This window comes from Streptomyces sp. NRRL F-525 (assembly GCF_000716605.1).
Taxonomy (GTDB): Bacteria; Actinomycetota; Actinomycetes; order Streptomycetales; family Streptomycetaceae; genus Streptomyces.
Window position 1 is genome coordinate 1 of record NZ_JNXE01000013.1, and the last position, 20,033, is coordinate 20,033.

At 69.8% G+C, this 20,033-nt stretch carries 20 protein-coding genes; 10 read left to right on the plus strand and 10 right to left on the minus strand.

All coding sequences use genetic code 11. The features are described 5' to 3' along the window. The 3 genes from OO69_RS19475 to OO69_RS19485 all read left to right on the plus strand — a co-directional run. The coding region (locus tag OO69_RS19475) for a S1C family serine protease (protein WP_033281993.1) at positions 1 to 1,244 on the plus strand (1,244 nt) is incomplete at its 5' end. A gap of 201 nt (positions 1,245 to 1,445) precedes the next feature. Continuing rightward, a complete protein-coding gene (locus tag OO69_RS19480; protein WP_033281994.1) occupies positions 1,446 to 1,874 on the plus strand; it encodes a sec-independent translocase in 429 nt (142 codons plus the stop codon). 235 nt (positions 1,875 to 2,109) lie between these two features. Continuing rightward, positions 2,110 to 2,769 (plus strand): hypothetical protein, encoded by a 660-nt coding sequence (locus tag OO69_RS19485; RefSeq protein WP_033281995.1) that lies wholly within the window; start codon positions 2,110 to 2,112, stop codon positions 2,767 to 2,769. A gap of 79 nt (positions 2,770 to 2,848) precedes the next feature. Here OO69_RS19485 and OO69_RS19490 read toward each other — a convergent pair whose 3' ends face one another. The 3 genes from OO69_RS19490 to OO69_RS19500 are packed head-to-tail and all read right to left on the minus strand — an operon-like array spanning position 2,849 to position 5,916. Further along, on the minus strand, positions 2,849 to 3,982 hold the full coding sequence (locus tag OO69_RS19490; RefSeq protein ID WP_033281996.1) for an Mrp/NBP35 family ATP-binding protein: 1,134 nt from the start codon (positions 3,980 to 3,982) through the stop codon (positions 2,849 to 2,851). 43 nt (positions 3,983 to 4,025) lie between these two features. Then, positions 4,026 to 4,619 (minus strand): DUF1003 domain-containing protein, encoded by a 594-nt coding sequence (locus OO69_RS19495; protein WP_033281997.1) that lies wholly within the window; start codon positions 4,617 to 4,619, stop codon positions 4,026 to 4,028. Then, positions 4,609 to 5,916, minus strand: a complete 1,308-nt coding sequence (locus OO69_RS19500; RefSeq protein WP_033281998.1) for a magnesium transporter MgtE N-terminal domain-containing protein — start codon at positions 5,914 to 5,916, stop codon at positions 4,609 to 4,611. The genes OO69_RS19495 and OO69_RS19500 overlap by 11 nt, the downstream gene beginning before the upstream one ends. Positions 5,917 to 6,125: 209 nt before the next feature. Between OO69_RS19500 and OO69_RS19505 the strand changes: the two genes are divergently transcribed. Beyond that, a complete protein-coding gene (locus OO69_RS19505; RefSeq protein WP_033281999.1) occupies positions 6,126 to 6,845 on the plus strand; it encodes a hypothetical protein in 720 nt (239 codons plus the stop codon). A gap of 46 nt (positions 6,846 to 6,891) precedes the next feature. Here OO69_RS19505 and OO69_RS19510 read toward each other — a convergent pair whose 3' ends face one another. Continuing rightward, on the minus strand, positions 6,892 to 7,410 hold the full coding sequence (locus OO69_RS19510) for a hypothetical protein (protein WP_033282000.1): 519 nt from the start codon (positions 7,408 to 7,410) through the stop codon (positions 6,892 to 6,894). Positions 7,411 to 7,432: 22 nt separating this feature from the next. Further along, positions 7,433 to 8,551, minus strand: a complete 1,119-nt coding sequence (locus OO69_RS19515) for a magnesium and cobalt transport protein CorA (protein WP_033282001.1) — start codon at positions 8,549 to 8,551, stop codon at positions 7,433 to 7,435. Positions 8,552 to 9,071: 520 nt separating this feature from the next. Here OO69_RS19515 and OO69_RS19520 point away from each other — a divergent pair. Next, positions 9,072 to 9,668 carry a suppressor of fused domain protein gene (locus OO69_RS19520; RefSeq protein WP_033282002.1) on the plus strand — a complete coding sequence of 199 codons (597 nt, stop codon included), beginning with the start codon at positions 9,072 to 9,074 and terminating at the stop codon, positions 9,666 to 9,668. A gap of 53 nt (positions 9,669 to 9,721) precedes the next feature. Here the strand turns inward: OO69_RS19520 and OO69_RS19525 are convergent, their stop codons facing one another. Continuing rightward, complete coding sequence (locus tag OO69_RS19525; protein WP_033282003.1) at positions 9,722 to 10,960, minus strand: MFS transporter; 1,239 nt, start codon at positions 10,958 to 10,960, stop codon at positions 9,722 to 9,724. 170 nt (positions 10,961 to 11,130) lie between these two features. Between OO69_RS19525 and OO69_RS53010 the strand changes: the two genes are divergently transcribed. From OO69_RS53010 to OO69_RS19540, 3 genes are all read left to right on the plus strand, one after another. Then, positions 11,131 to 11,772 carry a DUF6758 family protein gene (locus OO69_RS53010; protein ID WP_033282004.1) on the plus strand — a complete coding sequence of 214 codons (642 nt, stop codon included), beginning with the start codon at positions 11,131 to 11,133 and terminating at the stop codon, positions 11,770 to 11,772. A 172-nt stretch (positions 11,773 to 11,944) separates the two neighbouring features. Continuing rightward, positions 11,945 to 12,802 (plus strand): PHP domain-containing protein, encoded by an 858-nt coding sequence (locus tag OO69_RS19535; RefSeq protein ID WP_033282005.1) that lies wholly within the window; start codon positions 11,945 to 11,947, stop codon positions 12,800 to 12,802. Positions 12,803 to 12,861: 59 nt separating this feature from the next. Beyond that, on the plus strand, positions 12,862 to 13,467 hold the full coding sequence (locus tag OO69_RS19540; RefSeq protein ID WP_033282006.1) for a MarC family protein: 606 nt from the start codon (positions 12,862 to 12,864) through the stop codon (positions 13,465 to 13,467). A gap of 140 nt (positions 13,468 to 13,607) precedes the next feature. Here the strand turns inward: OO69_RS19540 and OO69_RS52520 are convergent, their stop codons facing one another. Continuing rightward, positions 13,608 to 13,760 carry a hypothetical protein gene (locus OO69_RS52520; protein ID WP_019058373.1) on the minus strand — a complete coding sequence of 51 codons (153 nt, stop codon included), beginning with the start codon at positions 13,758 to 13,760 and terminating at the stop codon, positions 13,608 to 13,610. A gap of 196 nt (positions 13,761 to 13,956) precedes the next feature. On the opposite strand from OO69_RS52520, the gene OO69_RS19545 reads away from it, so the two are divergent. Next, positions 13,957 to 14,850, plus strand: coding sequence for an NYN domain-containing protein (locus tag OO69_RS19545; protein WP_033282007.1), 894 nt, complete (start codon positions 13,957 to 13,959; stop codon positions 14,848 to 14,850). Positions 14,851 to 14,854: 4 nt separating this feature from the next. Here the strand turns inward: OO69_RS19545 and OO69_RS19550 are convergent, their stop codons facing one another. Then, entirely contained in the window at positions 14,855 to 15,733 is an 879-nt protein-coding gene (locus OO69_RS19550) for an alpha/beta fold hydrolase (protein ID WP_199810988.1), read from the minus strand. Between the two features lie 130 nt (positions 15,734 to 15,863). After that, positions 15,864 to 18,500: a DEAD/DEAH box helicase gene (locus OO69_RS19555; protein ID WP_033282008.1), complete on the minus strand. Its 2,637-nt coding sequence runs from the start codon at positions 18,498 to 18,500 to the stop codon at positions 15,864 to 15,866. A 480-nt stretch (positions 18,501 to 18,980) separates the two neighbouring features. Between OO69_RS19555 and OO69_RS19560 the strand changes: the two genes are divergently transcribed. Beyond that, a complete protein-coding gene (locus OO69_RS19560) occupies positions 18,981 to 19,718 on the plus strand; it encodes a ferritin-like fold-containing protein (RefSeq protein ID WP_033282009.1) in 738 nt (245 codons plus the stop codon). On the opposite strand, the gene OO69_RS19565 is transcribed toward OO69_RS19560, so the two are convergent. Beyond that, the gene (locus OO69_RS19565) at positions 19,719 to 19,988 is read right to left on the minus strand and encodes a hypothetical protein (RefSeq protein ID WP_033282010.1); all 270 of its coding nucleotides are present in this window, start codon (positions 19,986 to 19,988) and stop codon (positions 19,719 to 19,721) included. Positions 19,989 to 20,033: the final 45 nt, after the last annotated feature.

The window sequence follows — 20,033 nt, forward strand, 5'->3', positions numbered from 1 at the left end:
CCCCCACCGCAGACCTCACCCCCACCCCACCCACCAACCCCTGGCACCGCTACGACCCCTGGGCCACCCCCGCCCCCCTCCAACAGACCGGCACCCCAACCCCACCCCTCACCCCCGAACAGCACCGCACCCGGAAACTCCTCGCCGTCTCCGCCCTCGTCCTGGCTCTTGTCTCCGGCGGTGTCGGTGGGGTCGTAGGGGCGCATCTGGAGCGGGACGGGATCGGTGGGGCCATCGTGTTGCCGCAGGTCGGTAAAGAAGATGCTCAGCCCGCGCTCGGCAGTGTTGCCGGGATTGCTGCTCGGGCTCTGCCCAGTGTCGTGACCCTGCATGTGAGCGGGGATGAGGAGTCGGCGACCGGTACCGGGATCGTGCTGGATGCGCGGGGGCACATCCTCACCAACAACCATGTCGTGCGGCCCGCTGGTGGTGGTGGGGCGATATCCGTCAGGTTCAGTGGGGGGCAGACCGTCAAGGGCACCGTCGTCGGGCGGGACACCGGGTACGACCTCGCCGTCGTGCAGGTGCGGGGGGTGCGCGGGCTGACGCCGATGCCGCTCGGGAATTCCGACAACGTGCGGGTGGGGGACCCCGTTGTCGCGATCGGGGCGCCCTTCGATCTGGACAACACCGTGACCTCCGGGATCATCAGCGCCAAGGAGCGACCCATCACGGCGGGTGGAGAGGCGTCGGACGGGAGCGATGTGTCGTATGTCGATGCCCTGCAGACCGACGCGCCGATCAATCCCGGGAACTCCGGTGGGCCGTTGCTCGACGCGCGGGGGCGGCTGGTCGGGGTCAACTCGGCTATTCGGTCCGCCGATTACGGGGACGGGGGTGGGGACGGGACGGAGAGTGAGCAGGCCGGGTCCATCGGGCTCGGGTTCGCCATTCCCGTGAATCTGGCCAAGCGGGTTGCCGAGGAGATCATCAACACCGGGAAGGCGACCCATCCGGTCATCGGCGTCAGCCTCGACCTGGACTACGCGGGGGACGGCGCCCGTATCGCCACGAAGGGCAGCGGCGACGGGCCCGCCGTCACCGCGGGCGGTCCCGGTGCCGAGGCGGGACTCAAGGCCGGCGACGTCATCACCGAGGTCGACGGCGAGCCTGTCCACTCCGGGAACGAGCTCATCGTCAGGACGCGCGCCCATCGGCCCGGCGACCACGTGCGGCTGACCCTGCGGCGAGGCGGCAAAGACATGACCTTGTCGCTCGTGCTGGGCTCGGCGACCGGTGATTGACAGAAACGTCACAGGTGAGAGCCCCGCGCCCCGTCCCACTAGGCAAACAACCCGGAAAACCGGTGGTGTACACCCACTCGTAGCCCCCGGGACAGTACCGGTCGGGTGGGATCGCCGGGTACCGTGGACCCGGCCCGGACCACGGAAGACCCGCACAGACCACCGAGGGCCGAGGACCGAGGACATCGCAAGGAGCTTCAGGTGTTCAATGACATAGGACCGCTAGAGCTGGTGACGATCATTGTCCTCGCCGTGCTCGTCTTCGGTCCGGACAAGCTCCCGAAGGTCATCCAGGACGTCATGCGGACGATCCGGAAGATCCGAGAGTTCTCGGAGAGCGCCAAGGCGGACATCCGCGAGGAGCTCGGTCCGGAGTTCAAGGACTTCGACTTCGAGGACCTCAACCCCAAGACGTTCCTGCGCAAGCAGCTGGACAACGACGAACTGGGGCTCAAGGAGATCCGCAACGGCTTCGACCTGAAGAAGGAGATGGCCGAGGTCACGGAGGCGGTCCAGAGCGCGGACACCCCGAGTTCCTCGCCCTCTTCGAGTGGTCGGCTCGACATGACCAAGAAGCCCGAGGAGCCGGAGAAGGACGACCGCCCGCCCTTCGACGCGGACGCCACCTGACCCTCCCCGAGCACATCCCCCGCACCTCCCGAGCCCCGCTCACGTGACGCGTCTCATACCCCTGCCACGCCCTCGTACGGCCTGAACACGGCCCATTCGCGCCTCGCGCGCCGGGCGCTTTCCGGGCTGCCTCGCACGAGGTGGCTATGCTGCCGAGTTGTTGTGCGGACCGGGCGAGTCGCCCGAAGGGGGGCGGGCCGCCCCGGTCCGACGAGAACGAGGAGGCGTCCGGAGCATGGAGACGACGAGTCGGGTAGGCGCGCAGGCGCCGGCCGCGGAGGGTGGACAACAACTCCCCTCCGCCCGGCGCACGGTCGACGGCTACCTGCTGGCGCCCTTCCCGTGGTACGGCCTCGACGAGGCCTTCACGGGACCGCGCTGGCTGATGCAGGTGGGCATGGCGGCGGACGGAGCCGTCGAGCACGGTTCGATCGGGCACGGCGACGAGCCCTCCGTACGCAACGAAGGCACGGAGGACAAGGAGAAGTTCGCGGTCGTCGTCACCGTCGCGGGCAACCCCGCCCGGCGCACCGCCGACGGCACGGGCCTCCTGGAGGCCACGTCGGTGTCCTCCGCGGCCTGGCTCGCCGGTGTGGGGCTGCTGTCCTTCACCTGGCCCGGGCAGATGGACCACACCCTGCGGGACGACTGGCTGGAGCAGCAGACCGAGACGGCCTGGGTCCTGGCGGACGACCTCGCCGGCGACGACTGGTCGACCCTGTCCCTCCCCGTGGACGGCGTGCCGACGCCCTTCCACTACCGCGAGTCCGAGTTCGGCTGGGTGCTGGCTGGGTCGACTCAGGAAGGCGTCCACGTGGGGGCGTACGGGAGGGGCATGAGCGCGTATGGGCTCGGCTTCGCCATGATCAAGGACATCACTACGTACGCCGCCTGACGGCGGATTGAGGTGAGTGGGGAACTGCGGGCCGTTCGTGGCTGGTCGCGCAGTTCCCCGCGCCCCTGAGGTGGGACCCCTAGAACTTGTTCCGCGGGGTGATCCCCAGCGACATGCCCGAAAGGCCTCGCTGCCGTCCCCCCAGCTTGCCCGCGATCGCTCGCAGGGCCGCGCCCGCCGGGGAGTCCGGGTCGCTCAGGACCACCGGCTTGCCCTCGTCGCCGCCCTCGCGGAGGCGGACGTCGATCGGGATGCTGCCCAGCACCGGGACCGACGCGCCCGTCGTGCGCGTCAGGCCGTCCGCCACCGACTGGCCGCCGCCCGTGCCGAAGACGTCGACCATCTCGCCGCAGTGCGGGCACGGCAGGCCCGCCATGTTCTCGACGACGCCGACGATCTTCTGGTGGGTCTGTACGGCGATGGAACCCGCGCGCTCGGCGACCTCGGCCGCCGCCTGCTGAGGGGTCGTCACGACGAGGATCTCGGCGTTCGGGACGAGCTGGGCGACGGAGATCGCGATGTCGCCCGTGCCCGGCGGGAGGTCGAGGAGGAGGACGTCCAGGTCGCCCCAGTACACGTCCGCCAGGAACTGCTGGAGTGCCCGGTGCAGCATGGGCCCGCGCCACACCACCGGTGCGTTGCCCGGCGTGAACATGCCGATGGAGATGACCTTCACGCCGTGTGCCGACGGCGGCATGATCATGTTCTCGACCTGGGTGGGGAGGCCGTCGGCGCCCAGCATGCGGGGCACGGAGTGGCCGTAGATGTCGGCGTCGACGACACCGACCTTCAGGCCGTCGGCGGCCATCGCGGCCGCGAGGTTCACCGTCACCGAGGACTTGCCGACGCCGCCCTTGCCGGAGGCGACCGCGTACACGCGGGTGAGGGAGCCGGGCTGCGCGAAGGGGACCTCGCGCTCGGTCTTGCCACCGCGCAGGGCGGTCGCGAGTTCCTTGCGCTGCTCGTCGCTCATCACGTCCAGGGTCACGTCGACGCCGGTGACGCCCTCGACACCCAGGACCGCCTCCGTCACGCGCTGCGTGATCGTCTCGCGCATGGGACAGCCGGAGACCGTCAGGTACACGGTGACCGCGACCGCTCCGTCCGCACCGATCTCCACCGACTTGACCATCCCCAACTCGGTGATGGGTCGGTTGATCTCGGGGTCGTTCACCGTCGACAGCGCTTCACGCACCGCGTCTTCCGTAGCCATAGGGTCGATGGTACGGCGCCGCGCGGGGCCCCCGGTAAGTCCGTCACCGGTCGTCTACGTCACGTCCGTGCGACCGTTCCGCCGGGAATACGACGTGTTTGTGGTGGCCGTTCTCCCGTTCTTCGAGCTCTTTCACCAGGTCCTGGAGTTCGGAGCGGATCCAGTCCCGGGTCGCGACCTCGCCGAGGCCGATGCGCAGGGAGGCGATCTCGCGGGTGAGGTACTCGGTGTCGGCGATCGACCGCTCGTTCTGCTTGCGGTCCTGTTCGAGGTTGACCCGGTCGCGGTCGTCCTGCCGGTTCTGCGCGAGCAGGATCAGCGGGGCCGCGTAGGAGGCCTGGAGCGACAGCATCAGCGTCAGGAAGATGAACGGGTAGTTGTCGAACCGCACGTCACGCGGCGCGAAGATGTTCCACAGCACCCACGCGATGATGACGACCGTCATCCAGACGATGAACCGCCCGGTCCCCAGGAACCGCGCGATCCGCTCCGACATCCGCCCGAAGGCCTCGGGGTCGTACTCGGGCAGGAACCGGCGCCGGGGCGGACGCGGCTGGTCGAGCCGGGCCCGGGTCCGGGTGGTGGCGGTCGCGCCCGCCGGTGTCCTCTCCCGCGTGGACTCGCGCTCAGGAGTCATGAGCCGCCACCTCCTCGTCTTCGTTCTCGTCCACGCCCTCGTCGAGATGGAACTCGGTCTCCCGCCAGTCCTCCGGCAGCATGTGGTCCAGCACGTCGTCCACGGTCACCGCCCCGAGCAGCGACCCGGTCTCGTCGACCACGGGCGCCGCGACCATGTCGTACGTCGCGAAGAACCCGGCGATCAGCTGCAGCGAGGCGTCCGGGTCCAGCGGCTGCAGGTCGTCGTCGATGATCGCGCTGACCAGGGTGTACGGCGGGTCGCGCAGCAGCCGCTGGAAGTGGACCGTGCCGAGGTACTTGCCGGTCGGGGTGTCGTCCGGCGGGCGGCAGACGTACACCTGCGCGGCGAGCGCGGGGGAGAGGTCGGCGCTGCGGACCCGGGCGAGCGCGTCGGCGACGGTCGCGTCCGGCCGCAGGACGATCGGCTCGGTCGTCATCAAACCGCCCGCGGTGTGCTCCTCGTACGACATCAGGCGGCGTACGTCGGCCGCCTCGGAGGGCTGCATCAGGTTGAGGAGGCGTTCCTTGTCGTCCTCGGGGAGTTCGGAGAGGAGGTCGGCCGCGTCGTCCGGGTCCATGGCCTCCAGGACGTCGGCCGCGCGCTCCTCCTTCAGCTTGCCGAGGATCTCGATCTGGTCGTCCTCCGGGAGCTCTTCGAGGACGTCGGCGAGGCGGTCGTCGTCGAGGGCGGCGGCGACCTCGGCCCGGCGCTTGGGGGAGAGGTGGTGCAGGACGTTGGCGAGGTCGGCGGGGCGCAGCTGCTCGAAGGTGGCCAGGAGGCTCTCCGCGCCCTGTCCCTGCTCCTCCAGGGAGAAACCGGTGACGCTGGACCAGTCCACGGTCAGCGTCTCGCCCTTGGCCCTTCTGAAGGCTCCGCCGGTCCTGCCCTTGCGGACGAAGATCCGGTCGATCTCCCAGTCCCGGCGGGCCGGCAGGTGCTGCACCGAGAGGTCGAGGACGGTGACCTCCTCGTGGGTCTCGACGAGGGTGACGCGCCGGTCCAGGAGTTCGCCGAACACCAGCCGCTCGGTGGGCCGTTGCTCGAAGCGGCGGACGTTCAGCACGCCGGTCGTGATGACCTGGCCGGACTCGATGCCGGTGATCCGGGTCATCGGGAGGAAGATGCGGCGCCGCGTGGAGAGTTCGACGACGAGGCCGAGCAGCCGCGGGGGCCGGTTGCCCACGCGGAGCATGGCGACGAGGTCGCGGACGCGGCCCACCTGGTCGCCGTTCGGGTCGAAGACGGCGACACCGGAGAGGTGCGACACGAAGACTCGGGGAGCGCCGGCTGCCATGGCCGCACCTCCTTCTTTCTCTGCTGGTCCACCGATGGATTCTGTGGTTTCCGGATCTTCCGAAATGCCTGCTCGGACGGGCTTCAGGCTAGCCCGTCCCCATGTGATCCGCGCTGGTGGGCGGTCCGGACGGACTGGCTCCGCCGGCACCTCGCGGCCCCGGTACGCTGCCGTACGCCATCGCCCCCCGCATGGAAGGCAACCCACCTGTGACTGCGATCCCCCAGGTCCGAAACCGTCGTGCGGCGCTGCTCGGCGCGGCCTGTGTCCTGGCCCTCGCGGGGTGCGGCGGCGAGGACCTGGACGCGGGGACGAACGGGGTCGGCAAGCTGGCCGCCGACAAGATCCAGTCCAGGTCGGTCACGGCCGCGGGCGGCGCCGACGCCGTACGGCTGTCCGGGACCGTCGTCACCAGCGGGAAGACGTACACGCTCGACATGCGGCTGAAGTCCGACGGCGGCAGCGGGTCGGTCACCTCGAAGGGGTCGACCTTCGGGCTGCTGCGGATCGGCGAGGAGCTGTACCTGAAGGCCGACGCGGACTTCTGGAACAGCAACGGGGACTCGGGCGCCGGCGACTCGCTGCACGGCAAGTACGTGAAGGTGCCGCAGGGGGACCCCTCGTACAAGAAGTTCAGTGGTTTCACGGACAAGGACGTGCTCCTCTCCAGCTTGCTGACCCTGCACGGCTCACTCGCGACGGACGGGCACCACGCGCAGGACGGTGTCCGGACGATCCGCATCACCGGTGACAAGGGCTCCGGCGGCACCCTCGACGTCTCCCTCGAGGGCAAGCCGTATCCGCTCCGGCTGGTCCGCGCGGGCGGCGCGGGCACGCTGACCTTCTCGGACTGGGGCAAGAGCTTCACGGTGACGCAGCCGAAGGGCGACGACACTGTCGACTACGGCAAGCAACTGCCGTCTTCTTAGGGGCGCGGGGAACTGCGCGACGAGCCCCCACCGGCCCGCAGCCGAACTATTGGCCCCTTCTCCGGCGCCGCACCAGCAGTTTCGGCAGCCCCGCAGGGATCGGCTCACGCGTCGTGGCCGGCGACGGCAGCGGCCGAGCCGCCAGATCGCCGTCGGGCAACGGCAGAGTCACCCCCGTCGGCTCCAAGCGGAGCACCCTGCACTCGCGGGCCCAGCGGGCGGTCATAGCCTCGCCGTCGGGGGCGTTGAGACGCTTGCCCTTCAGCTCGGCTACGGCCGCCGCCCAGGCCTCGGAGTCGGGCGCCAGTTCTACGACCTTCGCGGTCCAGGAGACCAGTCGGCCGCCCTTGTCCTTGCTGCGGACGGTGACCTCGGCGGGGCCGCCGTCGGTCAGTCCCGGCAGCGGCTGCTCGCCCGGCCCGTCGCCGATCAGGCAGGCCGCGCCCTCGTGCCAGACGTGCCACAGGGCGCGGGCCGGGACGCCCGGACCGTTGACCCAGACGAGGCCGGACTTCTTCGTGGCCTCCTCGACGAGGGCCTGGTCGAGCGGCTCGCTGCTAGTCATGGGCGTCAGCCTATCCAGCCGCTCACAGCCAGCCGTTGCGCTTCAGCGTGCGGTGGATGGTGAGACAGACGGCCACGGTGAAGGTGAGCACGGCCGGATACCCGTACTTCGCGTGCAGCTCCGGCATGTGCTCGAAGTTCATGCCGTACACGCCCGTCACCATCGTCGGTACGGCGATGATCGCGGCCCACGCGGTGATCTTCCGCATGTCCTCGTTCTGGGCGACGGACGCCTGCGCGAGGTTGGCCTGGAGGATCGAGTTGAGCAGCTCGTCGAAGCCGATGACCTGCTCGTGGACCCGGGCGAGGTGGTCGGCGACGTCGCGGAAGTACTTCTGGATGTCCGGGTCGATCAGCCGCATCGGCCGCTCGCTCAGCAGCTGCATGGGACGCAGCAGCGGCGACACCGCGCGCTTGAACTCCAGTACCTCGCGCTTGAGTTGGTAGATCCGCGCCGAGTCGACACCGCGCGAGACCCCGCCCTTGCGGCCCGGCGTGAACACCTCGGTCTCGACCTCGTCGATGTCGTCCTGCACCGCGTCCGCGACCGCGACATAGCCGTCGACGACGTGGTCGGCGATCGCGTGCAGCACCGCCGAGGGACCGCGGGCGAGCAGCTCCGGGTCGTCCTGCAGCCGGTGCCGCAGCGCCCGCAGCGAGCCCTGGCCGCCGTGCCGGACGGTGATGAAGAAGTCCCGCCCGGTGAAGCACATGACCTCGCCGGTCTCAACTACCTCGCTGTTGGCGGTGAGTTGGTCGTGCTCGACGTAGTGGATGGTCTTGAAGACGGTGAAGAGGGAGTCGTCGTAGCGCTCCAGCTTGGGGCGCTGGTGGGCCTGTACGGCGTCCTCGACGGCGAGTGGGTGGAGTCCGAACTCCCGGGCGATGACGGCGAATTCGGCCTCGGTCGGCTCGTGCAGGCCGATCCACACGAAGCCGCCGTCACGGCGCACCAGGCGCATCGCCTCGTGCGGGGTGAGCGGCTTGCCGGCGTCGACACGGGCGCCGTCGCGGTACACGGCGCAGTCGACGACGGCCGAGGGGGTACCGGGGTCGCGGGTCGTGTCGTACGCGCCGCCGTCCTTGCGCAGGGAGGGACGGGACGGGCGGACCACGGCACGCAGGTCGCGGATCATCGACATGGCGGGCTCCTTCGCGACGAGCAACGAAAGGCGCCAACGACGGTTGGAACTGCCCGGAATGGGGACGTCCTGAGGTACGGATGTTTGGCACGTCCACAAAGCGGGGAGCACCGCACCGTCGCGGTGGCGAACTTCGCTACTGATACAGGCACTGACTTCGGAACAGACAGATCGGTCGGATCGAACACACCGGACAGATCAGGCAGATCAGGAAAAAGAAACGAAGTGCTCTTCCGCGACAGTGAAGAAGTGCGAGAGGCGGCGGCAGCCGGCTGGAGGCTAGAAGCAGAGCCAGAGCGACGACATCAGCGGCCGGAAGAGCGGGTGGTACTGCCAGGCCGACTTCGGTCCATTGCAGCCCCACCTCCTCCGGCCGGTCCCCCGTGGGGGAGTCTCAACGGCGTCGGGACTTGATCGCGACGCTTCTGCGTGCTGCCCCGAACGACCGGCCAAGACTATCAGCCGACTGAACTGTCAAGGCGCTGCTTTGCCCGGTACTGACGAGTTCTATGCTCACCGCATGGTTGATGTTCTTGCTCTGGTAGAGGCACGGTTGCGTACCGCGCTGGGCGAACCGGACGCCCGCGCCGCGGTCACCTTCCTCGGCACGGACCGCGTCGAGGTCCTGCGTTTCCCGGACGACAACCAGGACGGCACCGTCGTCCGCTACGCCACCCTCGGCATGTCCGCCCAGCCCATGAGTGACCCCACGGTGATGCTCGCCGACCCGGTCGCGGGCCCCCGCGCCGAGCTGGTCCTCTCCGTCCGCGGCGGCCTCGCCGACACCGACAAGGTGCTACGGCCCCTCGCCGTGCTGGCCGCGTCCCCGCAGGTCGAGGGCGTGATCGTGGCCCCCGGCGCATCCCTCGACGTGGGCGAACCGCTGTGGCCCGGCGCCCCGTTCACCTCGGTACTGGTCGCCGAGCCGGGCGGCCTGGTCGAGGACCTGGAACTCGACGAGCCCCTCGACCCGGTGCGCTTCCTGCCGCTGCTCCCCATGACCCCGAACGAGGCCGCCTGGAAACGCGTCCACGGCGCACAGGCCCTCCAGGAACGCTGGTTGACGAACGGGACGGACCTCCGGGATCCCTCCCGCAGGTCCGTCCCGCTCGACTGACACCGGAGTGAGCAAGCTCACCCATGCGGTCACCAACGTCGGCCGGTTATCGGCTAGTTGGCGAACACCGCGACACTGTCCTCCACCGCGTGCCTCGGCTCCAGCTCCTCGGCCTCGTGCGTGAGCGCGTTCCGTCGTACGAGGACCACCAGCGCGCCCAGCGCCGCGGTGACCGCCGCGACCACGAACGGGATGTGGATGTTGCTCCACCCCTCGATCTTCGGCGCGAAGAACGGCGCGGCCGCCGCCGCGAACCAGCGGACGAAGTTGTAGCCCGCGCTCGCCACCGGGCGCGGCGCGTCCGACACACCCAGGGCCAGCTCGGTGTAGACGGTGTTGTTCACGCCGATGAAGGCGCCGGACAGGATCGTGCAGACGATGGCGGTGGTGTGGCTGCCGTAGCCGAGGACGAGCACGTCGACGGCGAGCAGTACGAGCGAACCGCCGAGCACCTTCAGGGAGCCGAACCGGGCCTGGAGGCGCGGGGCGACGAAGACCGAGAAGACCGCGAGCAGGACGCCCCAGGCGAAGAACACGGCACCGGACTTGTACGGGGTCATGTTCAGCACGAACGGGGTGAAGGCCAGCACGGTGAAGAACGTGTAGTTGTAGAAGAACGACGACACGGCTGCGGAGGCCAGGCCGCCGTGGCCGAGCGCCTTCAGCGGGTCGAGCAGTGACGTCTTCTGGGTCGGCTTCGGCTGTTCCTTCAGGAACACCGTGATGCAGAGGAAGCCGATCGCCATCAGGAACGCGGTGCCGAAGAAGGGGTAGCGCCAGCTCTGGTTGCCCAGCAGGGCGCCGAGGAGCGGGCCGCAGGCCATGCCCAGGCCGAGGGCGGACTCGTAGAGCAGGATCGCGGCGGCGCTGCCGCCGGCCGCCGCGCCGACGATGACGGCGAGGGCGGTCGAGACGAAGAGCGCGTTGCCGAGGCCCCAGCCGGCCCGGAAGCCGACGAGTTCGCCGACCGAGCCCGAGGTGCCGGCGAGACCGGCGAAGACCACGACGAGGGCGAGGCCGAGCAGCAGGGTCTTCTTGCCGCCGATGCGGCTGGAGACGAAGCCGGTCACCAGCATCGCGATGGCGGTGATCAGGAAGTACGAGGTGAAGAGCAGGGACACCTGGCTCGCCGTGGCGTCCAGGCCCTTGGCGATCGACGGCAGGATCGGGTCGACGAGTCCGATGCCCATGAAGGCGACGACCGAGGCGCCCGCGGTGGCCCAGACCGCCTTGGGCTGCCGAAGGATGCTGCCCGAGCCGGTGTCGGCTCCCTTGTCGAAGGGGTCGTCCATGCTTCCTCCCAAGTAGTTGGTATATGCACATAGTAAGTTAGGCAAGGTAATGAATGCAAGTTACATCTAGTTCGAGGTCGGCTTCCGTCCGGTTTCGCTCCGTGAGTGGTCCCGGCCGGACGGGTGATCGTCCTTGACGTGCGCGGGTGAGGGTAGGACCGTGGGGCCCTATGAGGGGCGAACCCAGTTGCCCGAAGTGTGGTGGCCGGGTCAGGGCTCCCGGACTCTTCGCCGATTCCTGGCAGTGCGATGTGCACGGGACGGTGCATCCGTTGCAGCCCGTGATCCCGCCCAGCGTCGAGGCGCTCAGTGTCGTGGTGCATCGGACGAAGGTGCCGGTGTGGATGCCGTGGCCGTTGCCGGTGGGGTGGCTGTTCACTGGCGTGGCCTGTGCCGGGGATGACCGTAGTGGGGGGCGGGCTACGGCTGTTGCGTGTTCCGGGCCGGGGCCGCTTGGGGGGATCGGGGAGTTGATCCTTGTTGCCGAGGAGCTGGGGGTTGGGCTCGGGGCGCGGTATGCGGGGATCGATGGGCCGGATCCTGGGCCTTACATGAACGTTGAGAAGCCTCCTCAGGCGAAGTTGCTTGCGGCTGGGCGGCCTACTCCGTTGTGGCATGTTTCTACGGCGCCGGATGATCGGGCCGTTTTCGCGGGGGAGGCGTTGGGGTTGTGGCTGTGGGCCGTTGTCTGGCCTGAGCAGTCGGGGTTGTTGATGTATGACGAGCTTGTGCTGACCGATTTGCGGGATGCCGGTGCCGAGGTTGATTTGGTGCCCTGTGGGGCGTTGTCGCCGCGGTTGCTTGAGCCGTAGCGCCTAGGGGGCGGTGGGTTCGGTTTGTGGGGCGGGTGCGGGCTCGTTGTGGCTGGTCGCGCAGTTCCCCGCGCCCCTTAGGGGGTCCGCCTCAGCGCGTTCGAAGGGGCCCCTGGGATGCCGTTACCCTTGAGTGGTCCCCTTCTTTACTGTTGCCGTTTGGAGTCCGCGCGTGCGTATCGATCTGCACACCCACTCCACGGCCTCGGACGGTACGGATACGCCCGCTGAGCTGGTGCGGAATGCTGGTGCCGCTGGGCTGGACGTTGTCGCGCTGACCGATCACGACACCAGTCGTGGGTATGCGGAGGCGATCGACGCGTTGCCCTCGGGGCTCACGCTCGTCACCGGGGCTGAGATGTCCTGTCGGATCGACGGGGTGTCCATGCACATGTTGGCCTACCTGTTCGACCCGGAGGAGCCGGCTCTGCTCGCTGAGCGGGAGTTGGTTCGGGACGATCGGGTGCCTCGGGCTCGGGCCATGGTGGGGCGGCTTCAGGAACTGGGGGTGCCGGTCACCTGGGAGCAGGTTGCCCGGATTGCCGGGGAAGGGTCCGTCGGGCGGCCTCATGTCGCCACCGCGCTCGTCGAGTTGGGCGTTGTGCCCACGGTGAATGACGCGTTCACCGGGGAGTGGCTGGCTGATGGGGGGCGCGCTCATGTGGCCAAGCATGAGACCGATCCCTTTGAAGCCATTCGGCTGGTGAAGGCCGCGGGAGGCGTGACCGTGTTCGCGCATCCTGGTGCCAGTAAGCGTGGGCACACCGTGCCTGAGGCTGCCATCGCCGAGATGGCTGCCGCCGGGCTCGACGGGATCGAGGTCGAGCACATGGATCACGATGCCGAGACTCGCGTGCGGTTGCGGGGGCTTGCCAAGGAGCTCGGGCTGCTGGCGACCGGGTCCAGTGACTATCACGGGAGCCGGAAGAGCGTGCAGCTCGGGGAGTACACGACCGATCCCGAGGTGTACGGCGAGATCACGCGGCGCGCCACCGGGGCGTTCCCGGTGCCGGGGGCCGGGGGAGTCTGACTCCCGCCTCCGTCCGTTCGTCTCCGCTCACTCTCACCTGCAAGGCTCGTGGCTCACCCATGTTCGACGTCGCCGTCTTCGGCTCCCTCTTCCTGACCCTTTTTGTCATCATGGATCCCCCTGGGATCACCCCGATCTTCCTCGCGCTGACCGCCGGACGACCGTCCAAGGTGCAGAAGCGCATGGCGTTCCAGGCCGTGTGTGTCGCGGGCGGTGTCATCACCGTGTTCGGGCTGCTCGGGCATCAGATCCTCGACTATCTGCACGTCTCCGTGCCCGCGCTGATGATCGCGGGCGGGCTGCTGCTCCTGCTCATCGCGCTCGATCTGCTCACCGGCAAGACCGACGAGCCCAAGCAGACCAAGGACGTCAATGTCGCCCTCGTGCCGCTGGGCATGCCGTTGCTTGCCGGGCCCGGCGCCATCGTGTCCGTCATCCTCGCCGTGCAGAAGGCCGACAGTGTGGCCACGCAGGTGTCGGTGTGGACGGCGATCCTCGCCATCCATGTCGTGCTGTGGCTGGTGATGCGGTACTCGCTGCTGATCATCCGGGTCATCAAGGACGGTGGGGTGGTGCTGGTGACGCGGCTCGCCGGGATGATGCTGTCCGCCATCGCCGTGCAGCAGATCATCAACGGGATCACCCAGGTCGTTCGCGCGAGTTGAGCGCCGTAGGCCCGGTATACGCAGAACCCCCGCACGGCGTCGGTGCCGTACGGGGGTTCTGAAGTGTGGTTGCGATCCGCGTAAGGGTCGCGGGTAAGGGTCGTGGTCGTTACGTCGTCGGTGTTACGCGGCCTCGAGTGTTACGAGGCCTTGGTCTCGGCGGGGCGGATCCACAGGCGCTGTCCAATGGCGGCGGCCTGTTGCACGATCCGATTGACGGAGGCGGCGTCCACGACGGTGCTGTCCACGGTGGTGCCGTCGACCTCGTCAAGACGCATGATTTCGAAGCGCATTGGCTTCTCCCTTCGTCTGGTCATCCTCCTGAGGAGAACTACTTGGTTACGTATGTAGTCAACGGGATGCGTGTTACAAACATTCCCTACGCTAAGGAAATTTTTCGAACGCCTAATTACTGACCGGTAAGAGATCGACGCGAGACTGACCGGGACCGGTTGTGTTCGCAGCGTGACCGCCGGGACAATGGAAGCGATGAACGACGACCTCGCGGCCCTCAGCGCCCGCATCGACCGCACGAACGAGCTGCTGCAGCGCATGCTCGCCGAAGTGGCGAAGACGCCCTCGACGCATGCGATCTTCGTCGACGCCGGGTATTTGTATGCAGCCGCGGGCCGCCTCGTCTCCGGGACCGAGGACCGACGCACCTTCGACCTCGACACCGAGGGCCTCATCGAGGCGCTCATCGACAAGGCCCGCACGATCTTCGCGGACAGCCGGCTGCTGCGGGTCTACTGGTACGACGGTGCTCGGCGGCGCATTCACACCGCCGAGCAGCAGGCCATCGCCGAACTCCCGGACGTGAAGGTGCGGTTGGGCAATCTCAACGCCAACAACCAGCAGAAGGGCGTCGATTCACTCATCCGCTCCGACCTGGAGTCCCTCGCCCGGCACCGCGCCATCAGCGACGCGGCCCTCATCGGCGGCGACGAGGACCTGGTCTCGGCGGTCGAGGCGGCCCAAGGGTACGGCGCCCGCGTCCACTTGTGGGGCATCGAGGCGCCGGAGGGCCGTAACCAGGCGGAGCCGCTCCTCTGGGAGGTCGACAGTCAGCGCACCTTCGACCTCGACTTCTTCAAGCCGTACGTCTCCCGGCGCGCGTCCGCCGTCTACGAGGCCGCCGCCACCCGGCCCACCCGCGACGACGTCCGCTTCGTGGGCGCGCAGATCGCGGCGAAGTGGCTCGCGGCGCGGGGGAGGGAGGCGCTGGTGGAGCTGCTGCCCGGGCATCCGTATCTGCCGGGGTCCGTCGACCAGGATCTGCTGGTCGAGGCGGAGGGGCTGCTGCAGTACTCGCTGCGTGGACAGGCCGACCTGCGGCGGGCGTTGCGGGACGGGTTCTGGGAGCACCTGCAGACGCAGTACTGATCCCTCAGGGGGCGGTCGCGTCCCAGAAGTCGGCGATCGCCTTGGCCGTCGCGGCCGGCTGGTCCGTGTTCGGTGAGTGCTCGGCCCGCGCGATGACCGTCCGCCGCGCCTTCAGTCGTACGGCCATGTCGTCCAGGAGCGGCACCGGCCAGGTGTCGTCGCGCGAGCCCGACAGGACGTGGACGGGGAGCGGGACCGCGGCCAGTTCGGCCACCCGGTCCGGCTCCACGCACAACTGGCGTCCCGCTGCGAGGAGTTGGGCCGGCTTGGTGCCCAGCCAGCGGCGGCGCAGGTCGGCCCGGTCGTCGAGACCCTCGTCCAGCCCACCGCCGGTCTCGGTCTCCTCCGGTGCCTCCATCGCCTGGATCGCGTCCCACACCTCGGCCATCGACATCACCGCGAGCGCGTCCCGCAACAGCTTCACGCGCTGCTGCTGGGAGGCCGAGATCTCCGCCGGCCCCGATGCCATCAGCGTCAGCGACACGAATGGTGTGGGGTCCAGCAGTACGGCCGCTCGCGCCACCTGCCCGCCGAAGGAGTGCCCGAGCAGATGCACCGGCGCGCCCACGGTCTCTGCCAGCGCGAGCACGTCCCGCGCCAACTCGTCCTGGGCGTAAGGGGATTCGTCCTCGACCGGGCCGTCCGACTCGTACTGGCCCCGCCCGTCCACGGCCACGGTCCGGTACCCGCGCGCCCCGAACGCCTCGTGCAGGGGGTTGAAGTCCTCCTTGCTCCCGGTGAACCCCGGCAGCAACAGCGCGACCCCCTTCGCCTCGACACCGTCGCCCACGGGCGAGTCCACGACGGCGAACTCACCGCGCGGGGTCCGCAGCTGGTACGCGCGAGCGCCGGGGGGCGGGGTGAAGGAGGGCGGCTTGCTCATGGGTCGAGGTTAACCGGCGAGGCTGAGCGGGATGGGGACGGGAGGGTGTAACCAGGGTTAACGGGCTGGTGGAACGCCGATGGCCCGGCCCACGTGAAGTGGACCGGGCCATCGGCGTTACTGAGTTCGGTCAGCCCTCGGCGGTCTCAGCCGCCGCTGCCGCCGTCTTGCGCGGGCGACGCACCCTCGGCTTGGCCTCGGTGGCCTCCGCCGTCTCCGTGACGACCGGGGCCTCGGCGGCCTTGCGGGTCGTACGGCGACGCGGCTTGACCTCCGCCTCCTCGGCCACCTGCGCCGGGATCTCGGCGGTGGCGGCCGTCTTGCGGGTGCGCCGGGGCTTGGCCTCGACGGCCTCGGCCGTGTCGACAGCGGCGACCGCTGCCTTACGGGTCCGCCGCGGCTTGGTCTCGGCGACGACCTCCGCAGGTGCCTCGACGGCAACGGCAGCGGCCGTCTTACGGGCCCGGCGCGGCTTGCTCTCGACAGCCTCGACCGTGTCCACGGCGGTCTCGGCGGCAACCGCGGCCTTGCGGGTGCGGCGCGGCTTGACCTCGGCGACCTCCACCGGAGCCTCTACGGCAACAGCGGCGGCCGTCTTGCGCGTCCGACGAGGCTTGGCCTCGACAGCCTCGGCGGTGTCCACGGCGACGACCTCGGCCGGAGCCGCTGCCTTCCGGGTCCGCCGCGGCTTGGTCTCCGCCACGACCGGCGTCTCCACGGCCTCCACCACCGGCTCCGCGGCCTTGCGGGTACGGCGCCGGGGTGCGGCCTCCTCGACCACCTGGGCGGGGATGTCGGCGACGGCCTTGCGGGTCGCCGTACGGCGACGCGGCTTGGTCTCCTCGACGGCCTCGACCGTGTTGACGACCTCGACCGCCTCGACCGGAGCCGCGGTCTTCCGCGCCCGGGTCCGGCGCGGCTTGGCCTCGACGGCCTCGGCCGTGTCGACCGCGGCCACGGCGGCGGGTTCGGCAGCGACGGGGCTCGCGGCCTCGACCGGCTCCGCGGCCTGTACGGCCTTGCGGGTCCGGCGGCGCGGCTTGGTCTCCTCGACCGGGGTCTCGACCACGGGGGCCTCGGCCACCGGGGTCACTGCCGCCGTCTCGACCGCGGGCTCCGCCGACTTCCGCGTACGGCGGCGGCGTGACGTCGTCGGGGCGTCCAGGGCCGGAGTCTCAGCCGTAGCTACGGCGCTTTCCGCGGCCTCGGACACGGGCGTGACCGGCGTGGAGGTGACCGCCGTGGCCGGCAGCTGCTCTCCCGCCGCTCCGTTGCGCGTGCGGCGACGGCGGCGCGGGGTGCGGGTCGCGGTGTCCTCGGACGCGGCCAGCGCGGTCTCCTCCGGAGTGGACGACGTCACGGCCGTAGCCGCTGAAGTCCCTTCCATCGGGGCACCGTTGCGGGTGCGACGGCGGCGGCGCGGGGTGCGTGCCGCGCGCTCGGTGTCGGCGGAACGGGACTCGTTGCGGCTGTCGCGGCTGTTGTCGCGACCGCCCCTGCCGGCGTCACGACCGCTGTCGCGGCCACCACGACCGCCGTCGCGGCCGCCCCGGCCACGCGGGCCGCCGCGTCCGCCGGTCTCGCCGAGGTCCTCGACCTCCTCCGCCGCCAGCCCGGCGAGCGTGCGCTCCGAGCGGGGCAGGACACCCTTGGTGCCCGCGGCGATGTTCATTTCCTCGAAGAAGTGCGGGGACGTGGAGTACGTCTCCGGCGGGTTCGGGAAACCGAGGTCCAGCGCCTTGTTGATGAGCTGCCAGCGCGGGATGTCGTCCCAGTCGACGAGGGTGACCGCGATGCCCTTGGCGCCCGCGCGGCCGGTGCGGCCGATGCGGTGCAGGTAGGTCTTCTCGTCCTCGGGGGACTGGTAGTTGATGACGTGCGTGACGCCCTCGACGTCGATACCGCGGGCGGCGACGTCGGTGCAGACGAGCACGTCCACCTTGCCGTTGCGGAACGCGCGCAGCGCCTGCTCGCGGGCGCCCTGGCCGAGGTCGCCGTGGACCGCGCCGGAGGCGAAGCCGCGCTGCTGGAGCTGGTCGGCGAGGTCGGCCGCCGTGCGCTTCGTACGGCAGAAGACCATGACCGGGCCCCGGCCCTCGGCCTGCAGGATGCGGGCGACGAGCTCGGGCTTGTCCATGTTGTGCGCGCGGTAGACGAACTGCTTGGTGTTCGCGACCGTCGCGCCCTCGTCGTCCGGCGAGGTGGCGCGGATGTGCGTGGGCTGCGACATGTAGCGGCGCGCGAGACCGATGACCGCGCCCGGCATGGTCGCCGAGAACAGCATGGTCTGACGCTTGGCCGGCAGGAAGTTGATGATCTTCTCGACGTCGGGCAGGAAGCCCAGGTCGAGCATCTCGTCGGCCTCGTCCAGGACGAGCGACTTGATGTGCTTGAGGTCGAGCTTCTTCTGGCCCGCGAGGTCGAGCAGTCGGCCCGGGGTGCCGACGATGACGTCGACGCCCTTGCGGAGCGCCTCGACCTGCGGCTCGTAGGCCCGGCCGCCGTAGATGGCGAGGACGCGGACGTTACGCACCTTGCCCGCGGTCAGCAGGTCGTTCGTGACCTGCGTGCACAGCTCGCGCGTGGGGACCACGACGAGCGCCTGCGGGGCGTCGGTCAGCTGCTCGGGCTTGGCCCGGCCGGCCTCGACGTCCGCGGGGACGGTCACGCGCTCCAGGAGCGGGAGGCCGAAGCCCAGCGTCTTGCCGGTGCCGGTCTTGGCCTGGCCGATGACGTCCGTGCCGGAAAGGGCTACGGGGAGCGTCATCTCCTGGATCGGGAAGGGGGAGACGATACCGACGGCCTCAAGGGCCTCAGCGGTCTCGGGAAGGATTCCGAGCTCTCGGAAAGTAGTCAGGGTGCTGCCTCTTCTGTGTGCGCGGTGCGAGGCGAGCGCGGGGGTCGTGTCAGGACCGTGCCGGGGACGTCGGCTGCCTTACGGACAACCCGTGAGGGCAAGCCGTACTGCACGGGACCACTGCCGACGCTCTAGCGCTCGTACCGCTGAGGGTCCCCCTCCGAACGACGTACGCAACGTGCCGTACGGGCGAGGAGGGCTGTCGGGTCGGAGCCGATCGGGCCACCGACCGGGCATCCTCATTCGTGCGGCCCGGCGAATACTCGGCGGGCGCATTACCACCATACCCCGGAATCACGCACATGCGTTGGCCGATTTGGTCACGTTGTCGTCGTCACACTGATTGACCAGGGACTTCCGCCGTGCTGTGAGCGGGCTATTGTGCGCTTCATGACGACCGCTGACAACGCCTCCGACGCGCCCGCCGAACCCACCGGAGTCGCCGCCCAGGACTGGGCCACGGCCTCCGTCGACCCGCAGTACCGCAACGCGGTCGTGGACCTGCTCGGCGCGCTCGCGTACGGCGAGCTGGCGGCGTTCGAGCGGCTCGCGGAGGACGCCAAGCTGGCGCCGACGCTCGCGGACAAGGCGGAGCTGGCGAAGATGGCGTCGGCCGAGTTCCACCACTTCGAGCAGCTCAGGGACCGGCTCACCGAGATCGGCGCCGAGCCGACCGACGCGATGCAGCCGTTCGTCGCCGCGCTCGACGGTTTCCACAAGCAGACGGCGCCCTCGGACTGGCTGGAAGGCCTCGTCAAGGCGTACGTCGGCGACTCGATCGCCAGTGACTTCTACCGCGAGGTCGCCGCCCGCCTCGACAAGGACTCCCGGCTGCTGGTGCTCGGGGTTCTCGACGACACGGGGCACGCGAGCTTCGCCGTGGAGAAGGTGCGCGCGGCGATCGACGCGGACCCGCGTGTGGGGGGCCGACTCGCCCTGTGGGCACGGCGGTTGATGGGTGAGGCGCTGTCGCAGTCGCAGCGGGTGGTGGCCGACCGGGACGCGCTGTCGACGATGCTCGTCGGTGGCGTGGCGGACGGGTTCGACCTCGCGGAGGTGGGTCGGATGTTCTCCCGGATCACCGAGGCGCACACCAAGCGGATGGCGGCCCTGGGGCTCGCCGCCTAGCTAAGCCGGCGCGGACCGTCCCCGGAGTCGCCGCGAGGGCCGAAGGAGCAGCGAGAGCGAGGCCGCCGAGACGACGGCCGCCCCGAGCAGGCTCGCGAGGCCGCTGCCGGGGCCGAGCGCGCTGTGGGTGACGAAGTCACCGAAAAGGGCTCCGGCGACGCCCGTGGAGAACACCAGGGAGCGGGCCGGCAGACGGTGTGCGAGCCGGTGTGTGGCGGCCCAGGCGAGCAGCACACCCAGCACGGCGGAGCCGAGCGCTTCCAGGATCATCACGGGGGTCCCTCCCACGGCCGGCGTGCGTTGTTCGGTCGTAGC

Coding starts and splice junctions, on each gene's coding strand:
- OO69_RS19500 (WP_033281998.1), bottom strand. CDS start 5,916: ATGGCAGCCGGCGCTCCCCGAGTCTTCGTGTCGCACCTCTCCGGTGTC.
- OO69_RS19555 (WP_033282008.1), bottom strand. CDS start 18,500: ATGACGCTCCCCGTAGCCCTTTCCGGCACGGACGTCATCGGCCAGGCC.
- OO69_RS19510 (WP_033282000.1), bottom strand. CDS start 7,410: ATGACTAGCAGCGAGCCGCTCGACCAGGCCCTCGTCGAGGAGGCCACG.
- OO69_RS19560 (WP_033282009.1), top strand. CDS start 18,981: ATGACGACCGCTGACAACGCCTCCGACGCGCCCGCCGAACCCACCGGA.
- OO69_RS19565 (WP_033282010.1), bottom strand. CDS start 19,988: ATGATCCTGGAAGCGCTCGGCTCCGCCGTGCTGGGTGTGCTGCTCGCC.
- OO69_RS19495 (WP_033281997.1), bottom strand. CDS start 4,619: ATGACTCCTGAGCGCGAGTCCACGCGGGAGAGGACACCGGCGGGCGCG.
- OO69_RS19550 (WP_199810988.1), bottom strand. CDS start 15,733: ATGAGCAAGCCGCCCTCCTTCACCCCGCCCCCCGGCGCTCGCGCGTAC.
- OO69_RS19545 (WP_033282007.1), top strand. CDS start 13,957: ATGAACGACGACCTCGCGGCCCTCAGCGCCCGCATCGACCGCACGAAC.
- OO69_RS19540 (WP_033282006.1), top strand. CDS start 12,862: ATGTTCGACGTCGCCGTCTTCGGCTCCCTCTTCCTGACCCTTTTTGTC.
- OO69_RS19520 (WP_033282002.1), top strand. CDS start 9,072: ATGGTTGATGTTCTTGCTCTGGTAGAGGCACGGTTGCGTACCGCGCTG.
- OO69_RS19490 (WP_033281996.1), bottom strand. CDS start 3,982: ATGGCTACGGAAGACGCGGTGCGTGAAGCGCTGTCGACGGTGAACGAC.
- OO69_RS19525 (WP_033282003.1), bottom strand. CDS start 10,960: ATGGACGACCCCTTCGACAAGGGAGCCGACACCGGCTCGGGCAGCATC.
- OO69_RS19485 (WP_033281995.1), top strand. CDS start 2,110: ATGGAGACGACGAGTCGGGTAGGCGCGCAGGCGCCGGCCGCGGAGGGT.
- OO69_RS52520 (WP_019058373.1), bottom strand. CDS start 13,760: ATGCGCTTCGAAATCATGCGTCTTGACGAGGTCGACGGCACCACCGTG.
- OO69_RS53010 (WP_033282004.1), top strand. CDS start 11,131: ATGAGGGGCGAACCCAGTTGCCCGAAGTGTGGTGGCCGGGTCAGGGCT.
- OO69_RS19515 (WP_033282001.1), bottom strand. CDS start 8,551: ATGTCGATGATCCGCGACCTGCGTGCCGTGGTCCGCCCGTCCCGTCCC.